At 65.0% G+C, this 16388-nt stretch carries 15 protein-coding genes; 10 read left to right on the top strand and 5 right to left on the bottom strand.

From position 1 onward, the window contains the following. Positions 1-78: 78 nt before the first annotated feature. Genes F757_RS0115895 through imuA form a run of 3 tightly spaced genes read right to left on the bottom strand, consistent with a single transcriptional unit; the run spans position 79 to position 5353 of the window. Positions 79-3228 (bottom strand): error-prone DNA polymerase, encoded by a 3150-nt coding sequence (locus F757_RS0115895; protein ID WP_027212257.1) that lies wholly within the window; start codon positions 3226-3228, stop codon positions 79-81. Positions 3229-3234: 6 nt separating this feature from the next. Continuing rightward, positions 3235-4716 carry a Y-family DNA polymerase gene (locus F757_RS0115890; RefSeq protein WP_198021408.1) on the bottom strand — a complete coding sequence of 494 codons (1482 nt, stop codon included), beginning with the start codon at positions 4714-4716 and terminating at the stop codon, positions 3235-3237. Continuing rightward, a complete protein-coding gene (imuA, locus tag F757_RS0115885; RefSeq protein WP_027212255.1) occupies positions 4646-5353 on the bottom strand; it encodes a translesion DNA synthesis-associated protein ImuA in 708 nt (235 codons plus the stop codon). Before imuA ends, F757_RS0115890 begins: the two co-directional genes overlap by 71 nt. Before the next feature lie 213 nt (positions 5354-5566). Between imuA and F757_RS0115880 the strand changes: the two genes are divergently transcribed. The 3 genes from F757_RS0115880 to F757_RS0115865 all read left to right on the top strand — a co-directional run bounded on the left by F757_RS0115880 (position 5567) and on the right by F757_RS0115865 (position 7188). After that, positions 5567-5935, top strand: coding sequence for a hypothetical protein (locus F757_RS0115880; protein WP_027212254.1), 369 nt, complete (start codon positions 5567-5569; stop codon positions 5933-5935). Beyond that, a complete protein-coding gene (locus F757_RS0115875; RefSeq protein ID WP_027212253.1) occupies positions 5935-6153 on the top strand; it encodes a hypothetical protein in 219 nt (72 codons plus the stop codon). Before F757_RS0115880 ends, F757_RS0115875 begins: the two co-directional genes overlap by 1 nt. A gap of 420 nt (positions 6154-6573) precedes the next feature. Further along, positions 6574-7188: an NIPSNAP family protein gene (locus tag F757_RS0115865; RefSeq protein WP_027212252.1), complete on the top strand. Its 615-nt coding sequence runs from the start codon at positions 6574-6576 to the stop codon at positions 7186-7188. Positions 7189-7245: 57 nt separating this feature from the next. Here the strand turns inward: F757_RS0115865 and F757_RS0115860 are convergent, their stop codons facing one another. Then, complete coding sequence (locus tag F757_RS0115860; RefSeq protein WP_027212251.1) at positions 7246-8130, bottom strand: LysR substrate-binding domain-containing protein; 885 nt, start codon at positions 8128-8130, stop codon at positions 7246-7248. 144 nt (positions 8131-8274) lie between these two features. Between F757_RS0115860 and F757_RS0115855 the strand changes: the two genes are divergently transcribed. From F757_RS0115855 to F757_RS0115830, 6 genes are all read left to right on the top strand, one after another. Next, complete coding sequence (locus F757_RS0115855) at positions 8275-9294, top strand: ABC transporter ATP-binding protein (protein ID WP_027212250.1); 1020 nt, start codon at positions 8275-8277, stop codon at positions 9292-9294. Further along, positions 9291-10556 (top strand): ABC transporter ATP-binding protein, encoded by a 1266-nt coding sequence (locus tag F757_RS0115850; protein WP_035466912.1) that lies wholly within the window; start codon positions 9291-9293, stop codon positions 10554-10556. Before F757_RS0115855 ends, F757_RS0115850 begins: the two co-directional genes overlap by 4 nt. A 72-nt stretch (positions 10557-10628) precedes the next feature. Then, complete coding sequence (locus F757_RS0115845; RefSeq protein ID WP_027212248.1) at positions 10629-12125, top strand: ABC transporter substrate-binding protein; 1497 nt, start codon at positions 10629-10631, stop codon at positions 12123-12125. Positions 12126-12130: 5 nt separating this feature from the next. Continuing rightward, a complete protein-coding gene (locus tag F757_RS0115840; protein WP_027212247.1) occupies positions 12131-13075 on the top strand; it encodes an ABC transporter permease in 945 nt (314 codons plus the stop codon). Next, positions 13075-13959 (top strand): ABC transporter permease, encoded by an 885-nt coding sequence (locus tag F757_RS0115835; RefSeq protein WP_027212246.1) that lies wholly within the window; start codon positions 13075-13077, stop codon positions 13957-13959. The genes F757_RS0115840 and F757_RS0115835 overlap by 1 nt, the downstream gene beginning before the upstream one ends. 45 nt (positions 13960-14004) lie before the next feature. Then, positions 14005-15642, top strand: a complete 1638-nt coding sequence (locus F757_RS0115830) for a gamma-glutamyltransferase family protein (RefSeq protein ID WP_027212245.1) — start codon at positions 14005-14007, stop codon at positions 15640-15642. 87 nt (positions 15643-15729) lie between these two features. Here the strand turns inward: F757_RS0115830 and F757_RS0115825 are convergent, their stop codons facing one another. Beyond that, a complete protein-coding gene (locus tag F757_RS0115825; RefSeq protein WP_027212244.1) occupies positions 15730-15912 on the bottom strand; it encodes a hypothetical protein in 183 nt (60 codons plus the stop codon). Positions 15913-16130: 218 nt separating this feature from the next. Here F757_RS0115825 and F757_RS0115820 point away from each other — a divergent pair, with 218 nt between their 5' ends. After that, entirely contained in the window at positions 16131-16358 is a 228-nt protein-coding gene (locus F757_RS0115820) for a hypothetical protein (RefSeq protein WP_027212243.1), read from the top strand. The last annotated feature ends 30 nt before the right edge of the window (positions 16359-16388 follow it).

Genomic DNA, 16388 nt, shown 5'->3' with positions numbered 1-16388 from the left:
CAGTCGCCGCCTGCCTGAATCTACACCTTTGCCGCACGCAGGAGGTAGGCGTTGGCGACTGACCGGAGCGGACAAACCTCAGCAGAAATTCCTGCTGACAGCCTGCAAGCCGCCCAGAAGATGCGACATATCCACAAGCCGGTGCGCCACCAGGTGCCGCACTTCGCCCTGACATTGCCAGACGCCGTAGACCGCCAGCAGCGACGCACTGAGCGCTTCCTTGCGCTGCTTCTCGAGCAGGCTCGGCCAGATGATGACGTTCACGTTGCCCGTTTCGTCTTCGATCGTGACGAAGATGACCCCCTTCGCCGTGCCCGGCCGCTGGCGCACGGTGACGAGGCCGCAGCCCCGCGCGAGCCGGCCGTCGCGATAGGTGCGCAGCGTGGATGCCGGCATCAGCCGGTTGGCCAGCAATTGCGGGCGCAGCAGTTCGAGCGGATGTCGGCCAAGCGTGAGCCCCACCGAGCGGTAATCAGCCACGATGTCATGCGCCTCGCTCGGCGCTCCGAGTTCCGGCGTTTCGTCCTCGACTGCTGCGGCGGCCAGCATGTCCTTCTCGGGCACCGCGGCCGCCGAGTGCCACAGCGCCTCGCGCCGGTTGCCGGCCAGCGAGGCCAGCGCATTGGCGTCGGCGAGAATATGCAGATCGCGCCGGTCGAGCGCCGCACGGCGCGCGAGATCCTTCACGCTGGCAAACGGGCGCACCGCGCGCGCGTTTTCAATCAGCCCGGCCGTGCCCTCTTTCATGCCCCGCAGCAGCGACAGCCCCAGGCGGACCGCGGGCCGCTCCTCGCCCGCCCTGCGTTCCAGCGACGAATTCCAGCCGCTCACGCTCACGTCCACCGGCAGCACCTTCACGCCGTGGCGCTGCGCATCCTGTACCAGTTGCGAGGGCGAATAAAAGCCCATGGGCTGGCTGTTGAGCATTGCCGCGAGGAAGGCCTCGGGCTCATGACACTTGAGCCAGCTGCTCGCATACACGAGCAGCGCGAAACTCGCCGCGTGGCTCTCGGGAAAGCCATACTCGCCGAAGCCCTTTATCTGTTCGAAGATGGCTTGCGCAAACGCAAGGTCATAGCCGCGCTCCTGCATGCCAAGCACGATGCGGTCATAGTATTTTTCGAGGCCGCCCTTGCGCTTCCACGCGGCCATTGCACGCCGTAACTGGTCGGCCTCGCCCGCCGTGAAGCCGGCAGCGAGAATCGCGACCTGCATCACCTGCTCCTGGAAAATCGGCACGCCGAGCGTGCGGCCAAGAGCGGTTTTCAGCGCATCGCTCGGATAGGTGACCGGTTCGAAGCCCTGGCGACGGCGCAAATAAGGATGAACCGCCCCGCCCTGAATCGGCCCCGGCCGCACGATGGCCACTTCGATCACCAGGTCGTAGAAGACGCGCGGCCGCATGCGCGGCAGCATCGACATCTGCGCGCGCGACTCGATCTGGAAAACGCCCACCGTGTCCGCAGCGCAAATCATGTCGTAGGTCGCCTCGTCTTCGGCGGGAATGTCCTGCATTTCGAAGCGCTCGCCGCGCTGCTCCGACACAAGCTCGAGCGTGCGGCGAATGGCCGACAGCATGCCGAGCGCAAGCACGTCAACCTTGAGCAGCCCCAGCGATTCGAGGTCGTCCTTGTCCCACTGGATGACGCTGCGCTCCGGCATTGCGGCATTCTCGACCGGTACGAGCCGCGTGAGCTTGCCTTTGCTGATGACAAAGCCGCCCGAGTGCTGCGACAGATGCCGTGGAAAGCCATACAGTTGTGCAGCCAGCGTGGCCCACGCGCGGATGAGCGGAGTCTGCGGATTCAGCCCGCACTCCTCGAAACGTTTGAGCAGGTCCGCGCTGTTATCGAACCAGTGGTGCGACTTCGCCACCGCATCGACTATCTGCAGGTCCACGCCGAGCGCCTTGCCCGTTTCGCGCAATACGCCCCGCGCGCGATACGTGGAGACCGCCGCGGCGATTGCCGCGCGCTCGCGCCCGTATTTGCGGTAGATGTACTGAATCACTTCTTCGCGGCGCTGATGCTCGAAGTCCACGTCGATGTCCGGCGGCTCGCCGCGCTCCTTCGAGATGAAGCGCTCGAACAGCATGTTGCCGCGTGCGGGGTCCACTTCCGTCACACCGAGGCAGTAGCACACCGCGGAATTGGCCGCCGAACCACGCCCCTGACACAGAATGTGCTGACTGCGCGCGAAGCGGACCAGGTCGTAGACCGTCAGAAAGTACGGCTCGTATTGCAGCTCGGCAATGAGTTCGAGTTCGTGCTCGATCTGCTCCTGTACCTGAAGCGGAATGCCCGAAGGAAAGCGCCGCTGTGCGCCGATATACGTCTCCTGCCGCAGATAGGCGGCCGGCGTAAAGCCGGGCGGCACCAGTTCGTCCGGATACTCGTAGCGCAGCTCGTCGAGCGAGAACGTGCAGCGCGCGGCAATGTCGACGGTGGCGGCAAGCGCCTCCGGTGCATACAGATTGGCGAGCCGCAGCCGCGAACGCAGATGCTGCTCCGCATTCGGCGCGAGGTCGTAGCCGCATTCGTGAACCGGCTTGCCGACGCGGATGGCGGTTAGCGTGTCCTGCAGCGGTTTTCTGGAGCGCACGTGCATGAGCACTTCGCCCAGTGCGACCACCGGCACGTCGCGATTGCGCGCAATGAATTCGACCGCGCCGCGGTGCATGTCGTCCATGGCGCGCTGATGCAGCACGAGCCCCACCCACGCACGGCCGGGAAACGTTTCGTCCAGCCATTCGAGCTGCGCATCGAGCACCTCCTCCTTCGCGGGGAAGTTCGGCACCAGAATCGCGAGGCAGTCCGGCACGCCGAGCAGGTGCCGGTAGTCCCTGTCCGGTCGCGACAGATCCTGCGGCGTAAGCCGGTATTCGCCCTTCGGCGCACGCGTGCGTGCAAGCGTGATGAGTTCGGACAGATTGCCATACCCATTACGGTTCTTCGCGAGCAGGATGAGCCCAAATGCCGGCGAGCCGTCCGCGTTCACGAGGCGAAAGTACGAGCCGACGATAAACGGCAGCTTCGCTTCTTTCGCCGCGACGTGCGCGCGCACGACGCCGGCCAGCGAGCATTCGTCGGTAATGGCGAGCGCCGAGTAGCCGAGTTGCGCGGCGCGCCCAGCCAGTTCCTCCGCGTGCGACGCGCCGCGCAGGAACGAGAAATTGGAGAGGCAGAAAAGCTCGGCGTACGCCGGCAGCATGCTGAAGGTGGTGTCCATGGCGCGTCATCCGAACAGGCCATGCAGGAACCAGCGCGGTTCCTCTTCGGCGTCGCGGCTGCTCACGCGCTCGCGGTAAATCCAGTAGCAGCTCTGGTCGTCCGCCTGGGCGACGAAATAGTCGCGCGTCACCAGTTCGCCGTCGAACCAGCCCGCCTCGATGCGCTCGCCCGGCGACACCATGCGCAGCGGCGAGCCATAGAACGGACGGTGCTGGCGCATCAGCAGGCGCACCGGCTGGTCCAGCATCCACGTGGGCCGCGGCAAGCCTTCCGGAATAACGGCGGGCTTCACCGGCTGCGTGACCGGCACCCATGAGTTGGCGATTTCCGGGCGATGGTCCGCGCTCGGCGCCGGCCGCAGCACGTTCTCTTCGCCAAGCCGCGCGACCAGCAGTTCCAGCAGCCGCGCGTGGTCTTCCTTCGAGCCGCCGGGCTCGGGGAAAAGCGTGTCCGACGCCGGCACCGCCGACTCGACTTTCGCTGCGTCAAGACGCAGCGCAATGACCGGCGCGGTGAGCTCGATGCGATTGAGGCGCTCCTTCACGAGCCTCACCAGATGCTCTTCGCGCCACGTGGGCTCGCCGAGCGCAATCTCGATGGCGGTCGGCTCGATCGCGTCGCGCCCCCGCTCGTGCTCGAGCGACAGACGAATGCCAGTGACCGCGAGCTGTTTCGCGCACAGCCACCCGCATAGCTGCACGATGAGCCGATGCGCGCCGAACACGGCGCCCTCCGCATGTTCGAGCCGGTCGGGCATCTCGATGCGCGCAACAAACGCCGGCGGCAATTCGAGCCAGTCGAAGAGTTCCGGCGCGCTGCCGAACGCGCGGTCGAGCGAATCGAGCAGGTGCTCGCCGCAGCGCCGCTGCAAGCCGGCGCGCGGCAAGCGGCGGATGTCGGCAATGGTTTCGCAGCCGAGCCCGATAAACCAGTCGGCGAACTCGCGCACCTCGGGGACCGCGAGCATGGGCAGACCGGCAAGCCGCTGTTCGAGCGTGGACAGCTTCAGCAGACGGCGCGCGCCGCGCCCCTTCCCATGGCGGGCCAGCAGCCAGGCGCCCTGGCCCGTGGGCGCCGCGCTCACCCGTGCAGTGAGGCCGAGCGTGGCGAGCATTGCCTTCGCCTCGCGGCACAGCGCCAGCAGGCCGCCAAAAAGGCGCAGGCTCGCGCCGACTTCAACAATCACCGTCGCTTCATCGAGCAGCGCGACGTCGGGCGAAAAGCGCATCAGCGCCACGCCGACCTCGCGTTGCGCCGACTGCTCGCGGGCGAAGTCGCGCTCGTGCATCTGCGTTTCGGGCGAAAGCGTCAGCACGCCACCGCGCTTCATGCCGAGCCGCACGCCTGCCGCGCGCGCGACGCTGTCCGCGATGACGACCTTGTCCTTCTCCAGCACGACACTGCCGTGGGGAAGCTCAGGCGACCAGTTCGGTCTGAAGACTTCGAGCGGCAACTTCGGCAGGTGAACGGCGAGAAAGACGCGCATGTCGTGACAGCAGAACAGGGGTGGGTTGAAGGGGAATCGACAGGGGCTCCGTGCGCGAGGGCCCTCGTCGTTTCACGATGTCGACGGTCAGACCGTCGGCCGATGGTCTGAGCGCCAGCCGTAACAGCGCCGGCGACGCATCTTGCGCGCTCGCGAGCGGCCGCACCATGACGAACAGCGTCTCCGACGACTGCGCCGCCAGATGCAGACGCCGCAGCGACGCAGCCTGCGCGTACTGCGCCCACAAGATCAGCGCGCCGCAGCTTCCGGCCCGGAGAATCTGTTCCGCGGACCAGAGCGCATCCGCCGTTTTCTGCGCCTTCACGCGCAGCAACTGATCCAGCGACAGGCCGATATAGCTGAGGCCGAGCCCGTCCGGTACATGCGGCGGCTGCACGAAGGCGATGGGCCGGCTGCCCGCCTCACTCAACGCCGGCCGCAGCAGCCGCAGTTCACCCACGCCCGGCTGCTGCACCAGCAGGTCCACCAGCGCCCCCAGCGGCCAGCCGCCGCCGGGCAATTCCGCCGACAACGCCGGGTAGCCGGTATCGACCACCCGCCCGCGGCCCCGGGCGAGCTGCGACGCCCGCCACAAGGACGGGTGTATTGCTTCGGGCGACGGCATGGCGGATGTCATTGCGAGAAAACCTGTATGGATGTACAGTATCCTACACGGATTTTCGTGACGGCGAACAGGCACTTTTTTCGGGCACCCAAGAGCGCCGAGGTCGGCCGAGGTCCGCCAGGAACATTGGGAAAGCCACTACTGCGTCGGCCGTAACGGCGGGTGTTTCAGGCAGGCCACGCATTGCGCCCACTGGCAACCACAAGAGCGAGGCAAAGGGAAATCGTGAGAAAGCTTGGACTTGCGTTATTGACGGCAGCGCTTGCGCCGGCTGCTTTCGGGGCCGGCGGGGCTGGCGTGGCCGGCACCTACTCGGAAGTGTGGAATCCGCCCGAGGCGCGCGCAACGGCCCCGCACAAGGCGGGTCCGGCGCACAGGCTCGCACTCCGGCGGCACGCGGTTCCGCGTGGCAAGCTGGTGAATTCGCGGCGCACTTCGGCCACGGCATCGGGGCTCGTCGCAAAGCAAGGCAAGCTGCCAAAGAGCCTGCGCGACGAGGAACCGGATATGTCCGCGATTCCGCGGCAAATCACGCCGGAAGGCAACGTTCTGCGTGTGACAGGCCATGCGGCATCCGTTGGGGTGATGCGCTGATGCAATCGCAGAAGTATCGCGGCTATGACGTGTGGGGGCATGCCATCCTCGAGCAGGAAGGCATTCTCCAACCCGAGCGCTATGCCTCCAGCGGCACTATCACCTTGGGCGGGAAGCTAGTTGAAGCATCGGGTGTGCTGGGCCATTTCGATGCCGAAGAGGACGCTCAGCTTGCAGGCGTGAGCTGGGCGCGTGCCTGGGTCGATGCCCACAGTTGACACCGCGCGAGCCGGAACGACGCCCAGGTGAGCGCACAGCTTCCGGGTTCGGCGCGACTCCGCCCTCTTTCGCGCGCCGCTTCACGTTTTGCCCATACTCGAACTTGCACAGTGGCGAAAATACAGTCGAGCGACTATTGCCGAAGATCAGACTGTCAGGGCCACCTCGGTCGTCAGCACGCGTTTCATTCCATCATGCCGATGCGCTCCTTAAGGTTTCCATAATATTTTCCTGCCAGGAGAACCAGGCAGCGAACCGACCTGTTCGCCACTTCGGTCATTGCCTTGAGAAAGTCGATTGCTCAATGTGAGTGGATTCTGTTCCAAGGCACCGTGCATTTATCCACCTCCAGTCCGGGGATTACATTGGGAGCCAGTTAAACACCAGCTCAACACCAGCTCACCGAAAGGAGCGCACAAATGCTGTACGAACTGGCAACGTTGGCATGTCCGCTTCTGGAGCAAGACAGTGTTTCCGCTTGCGCACATGGCTGGGTGTCGAGTGTCGAGGCGACAGGCAAGCTGCTCGGGGCATGGCGCACGGAAATCGGTGAACTGTCGCGCATCGTCGTGCTGCGCGGCTTCGAGTCGACAGACGAATTGCAACAGGAACGCCATCGCGCCTTAACCGCCGAACAACCCTTCGGAATTACCGGCGCATCCATTCAGTTAGCCATGGAAAGTTATGAGCTCTTTCCTTTCTTGCCGGACGTCGAGCCAGCGACGTTCGGCGACTTCTACGAGATCCGTCGTTACTGGCTGAAAGCCGGCGGTATTGCGCCGACCATCAGGGCGTGGGAACGCGCGGTGGGTCCGGCCCAATCCTACACATCGCATCTCATAGCGAACCTGTACGCGCTCGATGGACCGCCACGCATCACACACATCTGGGGATTTACCAGCCTCGAAGAGCGCATGCGCTTAAGACGGCAGCATTACGCCGAAGGCCTCTGGCCACCGCAAGGCGGCCCCGAACAGATAGACAGGGCGACCTCGACGATCTGCCTGCCGGAAACCTGGTCGCCTTTGCGTTAGAGGCTCGTCTGTGCAGCGCTTCCAGGCGACCGTCTTCCTGAGCCCTGCCCCGTCGCCTCATGCCGCGCCAGTTCGTGGCATGGCCTGAAGCGAGTCGACAATCTCGCTCGTCAGCGCCTTGCGGTCGTCGGATGCGCGCTGCACCATCCCGACGGTGCGCAACGTGGGCGGATTCGAAATGGGCATGACGTTCAGCAAAGGATCGCTCAGCCAGTTGCCGCGAATAAGCAACGGCAGCACCGCAACGCCAACTCTCTCACGCACGAGCGCGACGATGGTTTCGATCGAATTCAGCTCGAGATACTCCGTCACTACGAGGCCGGCCTTCTGCAAAGCCTGCTCGACGACCTGCCCGGTGCGTACACGCCGGTCGAAGCGCAAAAAGCCGTGGGTGCGCAAGATACGCTGCGGGTCGTTATCCACCACGTCGCGGCTCGTCACGAGCATCATCGGCTCGCTGTAGAGCGTGGTCCATTTGAGCGCCTCCGGCAACTTCTGGTCCGCCCGCGCGACTACCGCGGCGACGTCCACTTCGCCCGCCTGCACCATGGTTGCGAGTTCGTCCGAGCGTGCCGAGACGAGCCGCACGTCGAGCCGCGGGTGAGCCGCCTTCAGCCGTGCGACTGCCAACGACAGCGCGCCGATCACCGAGACCACCGCGCCGATCGTCACCGGCCCTTCCATGGCTTCCATCGGCTTGGCTTCCAGTTCGGCGAGCAATTGGAGAATCTGCTCGACCTTCGGCCGGATCGCGTGGCCGTGCTGCGTGAGCGCAATCTGCCGTCCCCTGCGATCGAACAGTTGCCGGCCCAACGCCTCTTCCAGTCCGCGCATTTGCAGACTGACGGCAGCTTGCGTGAGCGCGACTTCGTCGGCGGCGGCAGCGAAAGAGCCGCTGCGGGCCACGGCGTGAAACGTCTTGAGCATGCGTAGCGTCGGCATGGGTACCCCGTGTCAGCTCATGAGCAATTCATGAGAAAAACTTAAGTGTCGAAAAGAAAGTTTAATTTTTTTGCGAAAGAGCCGCCAGTATGATCGTTCGACAACGAACTGAAAGGACAGCAACACGATGCGGAGTTCTGAGGCATGACCGGCGAAGGCGGGCCGATTCTCGATGTGCGTGGCTTCTCATTGAAGTTTTCGAATGCGCCGGAGATGCCCAATGTCGTCGACGACATCTCGTTCGCGGTTCGCGCGGGCGAGACCTTGTGCATGGTCGGGGAGTCGGGTTGCGGCAAGAGCGTCACGTCGCTTGCGCTAATGGGACTGCTCGCGAGCCCGCCAGCGCGGCGCGTGGCTGGCTCGGCGCACTTCGAAGGGGAAGATCTGTTCGCAATGTCCGAGCGCAGGCTGGCCGACATTCGCGGCAACCGCATGTCCATGATCTTCCAGGAGCCCATGACGTCGCTCAACCCCGCCTACACGATTGGCGAGCAGATCGCGGAAAGCATCCGCCGGCACCGCGGCCTGAATCGCGCACAGGCGCGGGAAGAAGCACTCACCATGTTGCGGCTCGTGCGCATCCCCGCGCCGGAAACACGGCTCGACGCCTTTGCGCATCAACTCTCGGGCGGCATGCGCCAGCGCGCGATGATCGCGATGGCGCTTGCCAACAGCCCGCGTCTGCTGATCGCGGACGAACCCACCACCGCGCTCGACGTCACCATTCAGGCGCAAGTGTTGTCGCTGATCCGCACGCTTCAGGCCCAAACCGGCACCGCCATGCTGCTCATCACCCATGACCTCGGCGTGGTGGCCGAAGTGGCGGACCGGGTCGCGGTCATGTACGCCGGCAAGATAGTGGAATACGGCACGGTTACCGATCTGTTCGACGACCCGCAGCACCCGTACACCATCGGCCTCATGGGCGCAATTCCGTCCGTCGGCAAACGCGAAGGCGCGCTTTCCACCATTCGCGGCTCGGTGCCCTCTCCCGGCCAGATGCCGCGCGGCTGCCGCTTTGCGCCGCGCTGTCCGTTCGCGCAGCGGCGCTGCGTCGAACATGCGCCGCCAGAACGCACGCTCGCGGGCGAGCATCGTGTCGCCTGCTGGCTCGCACCTGTCGAGCAGTTCGCAGCATCGGCGCAGCACGAGGAACTGATATGACGACGCCTCGCATCGTGCAGCGCGCCCCTGGCGTCGCCGAGACCGCGAACACGGCCACGCCGGCCATCGAAGCTCGCGCGCTCACCCGGCGCTTCGGCGGCGAGCGTCATCTGTTTGCGCGCTCGCCCACTGTGCATGCCGTCAACGAGGTGTCGTTCGCAGTACAGACAGGCGAGACCTTCGCAGTGGTCGGCGAGTCGGGCTGCGGCAAATCCACGCTCGGCCGTCTGCTGCTGCGCCTCATCGATGCGACCGAAGGCCGAGTGTTTTATCAGGGCGAAGACATCACTCACTGGCAGGGCGCGAAACTGCGCCGCCTGCGCCGTGAAATGCAGATCATTTTCCAGGACCCGTTTGCGTCGCTGAATCCCGGCATGACGGTCGGGCAGATAATCGGCGAGCCGGTGGCTTTCCACGGTCTCGCGCGCAATGCCGCCGAGCGGCGCGAACGCGTCGCGCAACTGTTGGGCAAGGTGGGCCTGCAGCCGGCGTATGCAGACCGCTATCCGCACGAGTTTTCCGGCGGGCAGCGCCAACGCGTGGGCATTGCGCGGGCGCTGGCGGGCGAGCCCAGACTGATTGTCGGCGACGAACCGGTTTCCGCGCTCGACGTGTCGGTGCAGGCGCAGGTAATCAATCTGCTCGAGTCGCTAAAGGCCGAGCTGGGGCTCACTCTCATCATGGTCGCGCACGACCTTGCCGTGATCCGCCATATGAGCGACCGCGTCGCCGTCATGTATCTGGGCGAGATTGTCGAACTCGCGCAGGTCGATGAGCTGTTCGACGCGCCGCTGCATCCGTACACACAGGCGCTGTTGCGCGCAATTCCGGCCGGCAGTCCGCGCGAGCGGCGCATGAAACCGGCATTGCAGGGCGATTTGCCGAGCCCCACCGCCCCGCCGCCCGGTTGCCGGTTCCACACGCGCTGTCCCCATGCAAAGCCACGCTGCTCACAGGAGCGCCCGCTGTCGGAAACGCTTCCCGGCGGCCGCCAGGTGGCCTGCCATTTCTGGCGCGAACTGCAAAACGCCGGCAGCGGTGCGCCGCTCGTGGCAAGCGTCAGCGCGAAGCTGGCTGAGCGCCTCACGCTGTACCGGGCGCGGCAGGCCGCGGTAACGGACAGCCAAAGAGACATGCAAACCGATATACCAACGGACCTGGTAACAGACCTACAAACGGACGCGCCAGCGGACATACCAACGGACGCTCCAGCGCACACACCAACGGAGATCCGACGCGGCACCCACGCAGCCTCCGATTGACCCGGACAAACCGCCGCCGCGCACAGATAACGCCATCCCATTGCAACCTGAACCGCAACAAGGACACCCCGCATGCGAAGAATGTTGATTGCCGCCGCGCTCACACTGAGCGCTTCCGCCGCGCTGGCGCAAAGCACCATCCGCATTGGTTTGCAGGACGATATCGGTTCGCTCGATCCCGCGCGCAGCGTGCAGTTCGTCGACCGGATCGTGTTCGCGTCGCTGTGCAATTCGCTGGTCGATGTCACGCCCGACCTGAAGATCGTGCCGATGCTCGCGACCTCCTGGACCACCAGCGCCGACGGCAGGAGCATGACGTTCAAGCTGCGCCAGGGCGTCAAGTTCCAGAACGACGAGCCCTTTAACGCGGCCGCCGTGAAGGCCAATCTGGACCGCTATCGCACGCTGCCCACCAGCAACCGCAAGAGCGAGTTGTCGTCGATCGATCATGTCGACGTGGTCGACAACGGCACTGTGAAGATCGTCCTCAAGCAGCCGGACGCGGCGCTGCTCGCCACGCTGGCCGACCGCGCAGGCATGATGCTCGCGCCAGGCTCGTTGTCCGACGCGGCGGGCGTCGCGTCGCACCCGGTCTGCTCCGGCCCGTACAAGTTCGTGCAGCGGGTTCAGAACGATCGCGTGGTGCTCGAGAAATACGCGGGTTACTGGGACGCGGACAAGTACCCGATTCAACGCGTGGTGTTCCAGCCCATTCCCGACAGCACGGTGCGCCTCGCCAATCTGCGCTCCGGCTCGCTCGACATGCTCGAACGGCTCGCCCCTTCCGACGTCGCGTCGGTCAAGGGCGACGCCAGTCTGCAGTTCAAACCGGTCACCGGACTCGGCTTCTATTACGTGACGTTCAACATCAACAACGGCGCCCGCGGCAACGGCCCGCTGAAGGACAAGCGCGTGCGCGAGGCGTTCGAACTGTCCATCGACCGCGACGCAATAGACCAGGTCATCGGCGCGGGCATTTTCGCGCCCGCGAACCAGGGCATTCCGAAATCGAGCCCTTACTACAACGCGTCGCTGCCCACCACGAAGCGCGACGTGGCAAAAGCGAAAGCGCTGCTGAAGGCGTCCGGTCATGAGCATCTGACGATCGAGTTCGCCTATCCGAACAACACGGTCGCAAGCCAGATCACCCAGATGCTTCAGGCAATGCTCTCGGAGTCCGGCATCACGCTCAAGCTGCGACCGAGCGATTACGCAACGGAGCTGAACGCCGGACACAGCGGCGACTTCGAAGCCATGTACACCGGCTGGTCCGGCCGGGTCGACCCTGACGGCAACCTGCATCAATTCAACACGTGCACGGGCAACCTGAACTACGCGCATTACTGCAATCAGCAGGTGGATTCGCTGCTCGACGCCGCGCGCACGAAACTCGCCGTGGCCGAACGCAAGGCGGACTACGATGCAGCCGGCAAGATCCTCGCCGACGACGCCCCTATCGTCTACCTCTACGCGCAGCCGTGGCCCTTCGTGCTGTCGAAGAAGGTGCAGGGCTTCACGCCCTCCGCCGACGGTCTGGTGCGTTTGCGCGGCGTCTCCGTCAAGGGCTGAGCGTCATGCTGCCGATCATCGCCAATCGCCTGCTGGTCGCCGTGCCCACGCTCATTCTCGTGTCCATGCTGATCTTCGGCCTGCAGAAGCTGTTGCCGGGCGACCCGGTGCTCGCCATGGCGGGTGAGGACCAGGACGCTCAGGTCATCGCGACACTGCGTGTGAAGTATCACCTCGATCAGCCGGTGCCGAAGCAATACGCGATCTGGGTGAGCGACGTCCTGCACGGCAACCTCGGTTCGTCATTGCGCACCGACGTGCCGGTGCGTGCCCTGATCGCCCAGAAGTTGCCGGTCACGCTCCAGCTCGCGCTCATGGCGATGGTCCTTGCAATCGGCATCGGCATACCTGCGGGTGTCGTGTCGGCGGCCAGCCGTGGCGGTCCGCTCGACCATGCGGCGAATATCGCGGCGCTTTCCGGCATGTCGATACCGAACTTCTGGCTCGGCATCATGCTGATCTTCATCGTGTCGGTGCGTTGGCATCTGTTGCCGTCGTCGGGCTATGTGCCGCCCTGCGAAGACCTGTGGCTCAGCATCAAGACCATGCTGATGCCCGCGTTCGTGCTCGGCGCGGCGCTCGGCGCCCAGTTGATGCGCCATACGCGCAGTGCGATGCTCGGCGTGCTGCGCACCGACTACATTCGCACGGCACGGGCCAAAGGTCTGTTGCGCGGCGCGGTCGTCGTCAAGCACGCGTTTCGCAATGCGCTCATTCCGATCGTCACCGTGTTTGCCCTGTTGTTCGGCGAACTGCTGGCCGGCGCCGTGCTGACGGAACAGGTGTTCACCATCCCCGGCTTCGGCAAGCTCGTCGTGGATGCGGTGTTCAATCGCGACTACCCTGTCGTGCAAGGTGTCGTGCTGGTGACGGCGCTCGCGTTCATCGTGGTCAATCTGTGCGCAGACGTGCTCTATATGCTCCTGAACCCCCGACTGAGGCGCAGCTGATGGCTACTCCATTGCAGGTCCGCTCCGCTGCCAATGCCGGCGCGCCGCCGCGGCGCACCCACCGTGCTCTGGCTCGCTTCATGCGCAACCGCGCCGCGGTCTTCGGCGCGTTGCTGGTGGCGCTCGTCGTGGCGGCGGCGCTGTTCGCACCGTGGCTCACCCCTTACGACCCGGTTCAGGCGAGCTTCATGACCGTGCGTCAGGCGCCCTCCGCCACCCACTGGTTCGGCACCGACGAGCTCGGTCGCGACGTGCTGAGCCGGCTGCTGTTCGGCGCACGTGCGTCGCTGCTCGCAGGCGTGGTCTCGGTTGGCATCGCGGTCCTGCTTGGTGTTCCGCTCGGGCTGCTCGCGGGCTATTTCGGCAAGCTGGTCGACGGCATGATCTCGCGCATCGCCGATGCACTGCTTTCCATTCCCTTTCTGATTCTCGCGATAGCGCTGAGCGCATTCCTCGGGCCCAGCCTCGTGAATGCGATGGCCGCCATCGGCATTTCGGCCATGCCCCGCTTCATCCGCCTCACGCGCGGGCAGGCGATCAGTGTGAAGGCGGAAGAATACGTGGAAGGCGCACGCGCGATCGGCCTCGACCACGCGCGCATCATCGTGCGCTACATTCTGCCGAACGTGCTGCCGCCTATCATCGTGCAAGGCAGCCTGACGGTCGCGAGCGCGATCATTGCCGAGGCGAGCCTGTCGTTCCTCGGGCTCGGACAGTTGCCGCCCGCGCCTTCGTGGGGCTCGATGCTGAACACCGCAAAAGACTTCGTGAGCCAGGCGCCGTGGATGTCCATCTTTCCCGGCATTGCGATCTTCCTGGCCGTTCTTGGCTTCAATCTGCTCGGCGACGGTCTGCGCGACGCGCTGGATCCGCGCGAATCCTGATTTTTCGTGACGTGCTTCGTGCACGGTCATCATCTGAGTAATCACATGACTAACTTCGACTGGCAGAACCCTTATCCCACGGTGCGGATGCCCGTGTTCGCACGCAACATCGTCTCGACTTCACACCCGCTCGCGGCGCAGGCGGGCTTACGCATGCTGTGGAAAGGCGGCAATGCGGTCGACGCCGCGATTGCCGCGGCGGCGGCCATTACGCTCGTCGAGCCCGTCTCGAACGGGCTCGGCAGCGACGCGTTTGCGCTCGTGTGGGACGGCAGGAAGCTACACGGACTGAACGCCTCGGGCGTTGCGCCGGCGGCCTGGAATGTCGACTACTTCCGGCGCAAATACGGCGAGGAGAATGGCCTCGCGGCGCGGCCGATGCGCGGCTGGGACACTGTAACCGTGCCGGGCGCCGTCGCAGGATGGGAGGCGCTGCACAGGAAGTTCGGCTCGCTGCCGTTCGCGGACCTGATGGAACCGGCCATCGAAATTGCCGAGCGGGGCCATGCGGTGGCGAGCGTCGTGGCGCGCAAGTGGGCCGCCGCCGTGCCCGAACTCCAGAACCAGCCGGGTTTCGCCGAGGCCTTCATGCCTCACGGCCGCGCCCCGGAGGTGAGCGAGCTCCTGCGCATGCCCGGCCACGCGAAGACCTTGCGCATGATCGCGGAGCAAGGCCCGCGCGCCTATTACGAAGGCGAAATCGCCGAGCGGATCGCGGCATTCTCGCGCGAGTGCGGCGCCGCCATGACGCTCGACGACCTGCGCAATTTCCAGCCCGAATGGGTCGAGCCGATCGGCAAGAACTATCGCGGCTACACGGTGCACGAAATCCCGCCTAACGGACAGGGCATCGCCGCGTTGATTGCGCTCGGCATTCTGGAACAGTTCGACCTGGCAGCGCTGAAGGTGGACGGCATTGAAACACAGCATCTGCAGATCGAGGCGATGAAGCTCGCGTTCGCGGACGTCTACCGTTATGTCGCCGATCCGCGCTCAATGGAAGTGACGCCCGAACAGATGCTCGACGGCGCCTATCTAAAGGAGCGCGCGAAGCTGATCGACCCGTCACGCGCGACGCAGTTCGGCTTCGGCATGCCGAAAGCGGGCGGCACGATCTATATGTCGGCGGCCGACGAGCGCGGCATGATGGTCAGCTTCATTCAGTCGAACTACATGGGCTTCGGCTCGGGCTGCGTCGTGCCCGGCCTCGGCATTTCCTTGCAGAACCGCGGCTGCGGCTTTTCGATGGACCCGAAATCGCCCAACGTCGTGGAAGGCGGCAAGCGGCCTTTTCACACCATCATCCCGGCGTTCCTCACGCGGCAGGTGGACGGCCAGCAGGAGGCCGTGATGAGTTTCGGCGTGATGGGCGGCGACATGCAGCCGCAAGGGCACCTGCAAACCGTTGTGCGCATGCTGGACTATGGTCAGCAACCGCAGGCCGCATGCGACGCGCCGCGCTGGAAGGTCAACCGCGACTTCACGATCGACATCGAGGCGGCGCTCGATCACGGCACGGCGCAAGAGCTCGAACGCCGCGGCCATACCATCAAGTCGGTCTACGACCCTTACATGGACTTCGGCTCGGGGCAATTCATCTGGAGGCTCGACCGCAACGATCCGGATCGCGGCTATGTCGCGGCCAGCGACAGCCGCCGCGACGGGCTCGCTGCCGGGTTCTGACGCCACCGTCGCGTGGTAATCGGGGCGAATTCGCCAGGGCTCTTTCTGGATGCAGGCCGCCGTCCCCGCAAGCCGAGCGGCCCGTTCCTACCGCGGTCCGTGCCGCTGCTTCGCCCCGCCGCCGGCGCCGTGGTCGCTTCGTGCCTTCGTATGGTTCGCCGCGTGTTGGCCGCTGCCCGGCTTGTCGGTGCGTGTCGTTGCTGGCTTGCCCGAATTCGTTTCGGCCTTGGCGTCCTGCTCGGTGCGATTGCCCGGAGGTGCAGTTTTCATGATCGCGCTTCCTGTGTGCCTGATGGACTGATAATGCCTTGCATCATCGCAAGGTCCTGACCGCGTTCGCGGTTGCCAACCACGGCCGCAAGGGGCGTTCCATCTCGTTCTGTTGTCACGCGGCTCGCGTCGACGGACGTGTGCAGCGGTGCGGCGAACGTGCGGGCGCAATGCTTGCTCGACTCCTCACTATCTATCGGACACCGGAGGAGCACGAAATGGCCAGCACTGACAAAGAAAGATCCACTGATCGCGGCAACCCGTCCAAAGGCACTGGCGCTTCGGGAGGCGGCTCGTTCGGCAACCAGCAGGAAGCGCCGGTAACAGGCGGCGCGCCGGAGAACGGCGAGCGAGGTTCCGGTCCGGTTCACTCGTCGGAGAGCGGCGTTCAGAGCAGCGATCGCGCGGGCAATCCAGAGGTCGGCGGGAACCGTCAAAGTGGTTGAGGCTGTGGCGCGCAAGACGCGTGAACGGTG

This window comes from Burkholderia sp. WSM2232 (genome assembly GCF_000472545.1).
In the GTDB taxonomy this organism is placed as follows: domain Bacteria; phylum Pseudomonadota; class Gammaproteobacteria; order Burkholderiales; family Burkholderiaceae; genus Paraburkholderia.
The sequence above is the reverse complement of the archived record's forward strand: the minus strand, read 5'-3'. Positions and strand labels throughout refer to the sequence as shown.

Bases quoted from the DNA above. Each gene is read 5' to 3' on its own strand.
- F757_RS0115850 (WP_035466912.1), top strand. From the start codon at position 9,291: ATGACGACGCCTCGCATCGTGCAGCGCGCCCCTGGCGTCGCCGAGACC.
- F757_RS0115860 (WP_027212251.1), bottom strand. From the start codon at position 8,130: ATGCCGACGCTACGCATGCTCAAGACGTTTCACGCCGTGGCCCGCAGC.
- imuA (WP_027212255.1), bottom strand. From the start codon at position 5,353: ATGACATCCGCCATGCCGTCGCCCGAAGCAATACACCCGTCCTTGTGG.
- F757_RS0115855 (WP_027212250.1), top strand. From the start codon at position 8,275: ATGACCGGCGAAGGCGGGCCGATTCTCGATGTGCGTGGCTTCTCATTG.
- F757_RS0115890 (WP_198021408.1), bottom strand. From the start codon at position 4,716: ATGCGCGTCTTTCTCGCCGTTCACCTGCCGAAGTTGCCGCTCGAAGTC.
- F757_RS0115820 (WP_027212243.1), top strand. From the start codon at position 16,131: ATGGCCAGCACTGACAAAGAAAGATCCACTGATCGCGGCAACCCGTCC.
- F757_RS0115825 (WP_027212244.1), bottom strand. From the start codon at position 15,912: ATGAAAACTGCACCTCCGGGCAATCGCACCGAGCAGGACGCCAAGGCC.
- F757_RS0115835 (WP_027212246.1), top strand. From the start codon at position 13,075: ATGGCTACTCCATTGCAGGTCCGCTCCGCTGCCAATGCCGGCGCGCCG.
- F757_RS0115865 (WP_027212252.1), top strand. From the start codon at position 6,574: ATGCTGTACGAACTGGCAACGTTGGCATGTCCGCTTCTGGAGCAAGAC.
- F757_RS0115895 (WP_027212257.1), bottom strand. From the start codon at position 3,228: ATGGACACCACCTTCAGCATGCTGCCGGCGTACGCCGAGCTTTTCTGC.
- F757_RS0115845 (WP_027212248.1), top strand. From the start codon at position 10,629: ATGCGAAGAATGTTGATTGCCGCCGCGCTCACACTGAGCGCTTCCGCC.
- F757_RS0115875 (WP_027212253.1), top strand. From the start codon at position 5,935: ATGCAATCGCAGAAGTATCGCGGCTATGACGTGTGGGGGCATGCCATC.
- F757_RS0115840 (WP_027212247.1), top strand. From the start codon at position 12,131: ATGCTGCCGATCATCGCCAATCGCCTGCTGGTCGCCGTGCCCACGCTC.
- F757_RS0115830 (WP_027212245.1), top strand. From the start codon at position 14,005: ATGACTAACTTCGACTGGCAGAACCCTTATCCCACGGTGCGGATGCCC.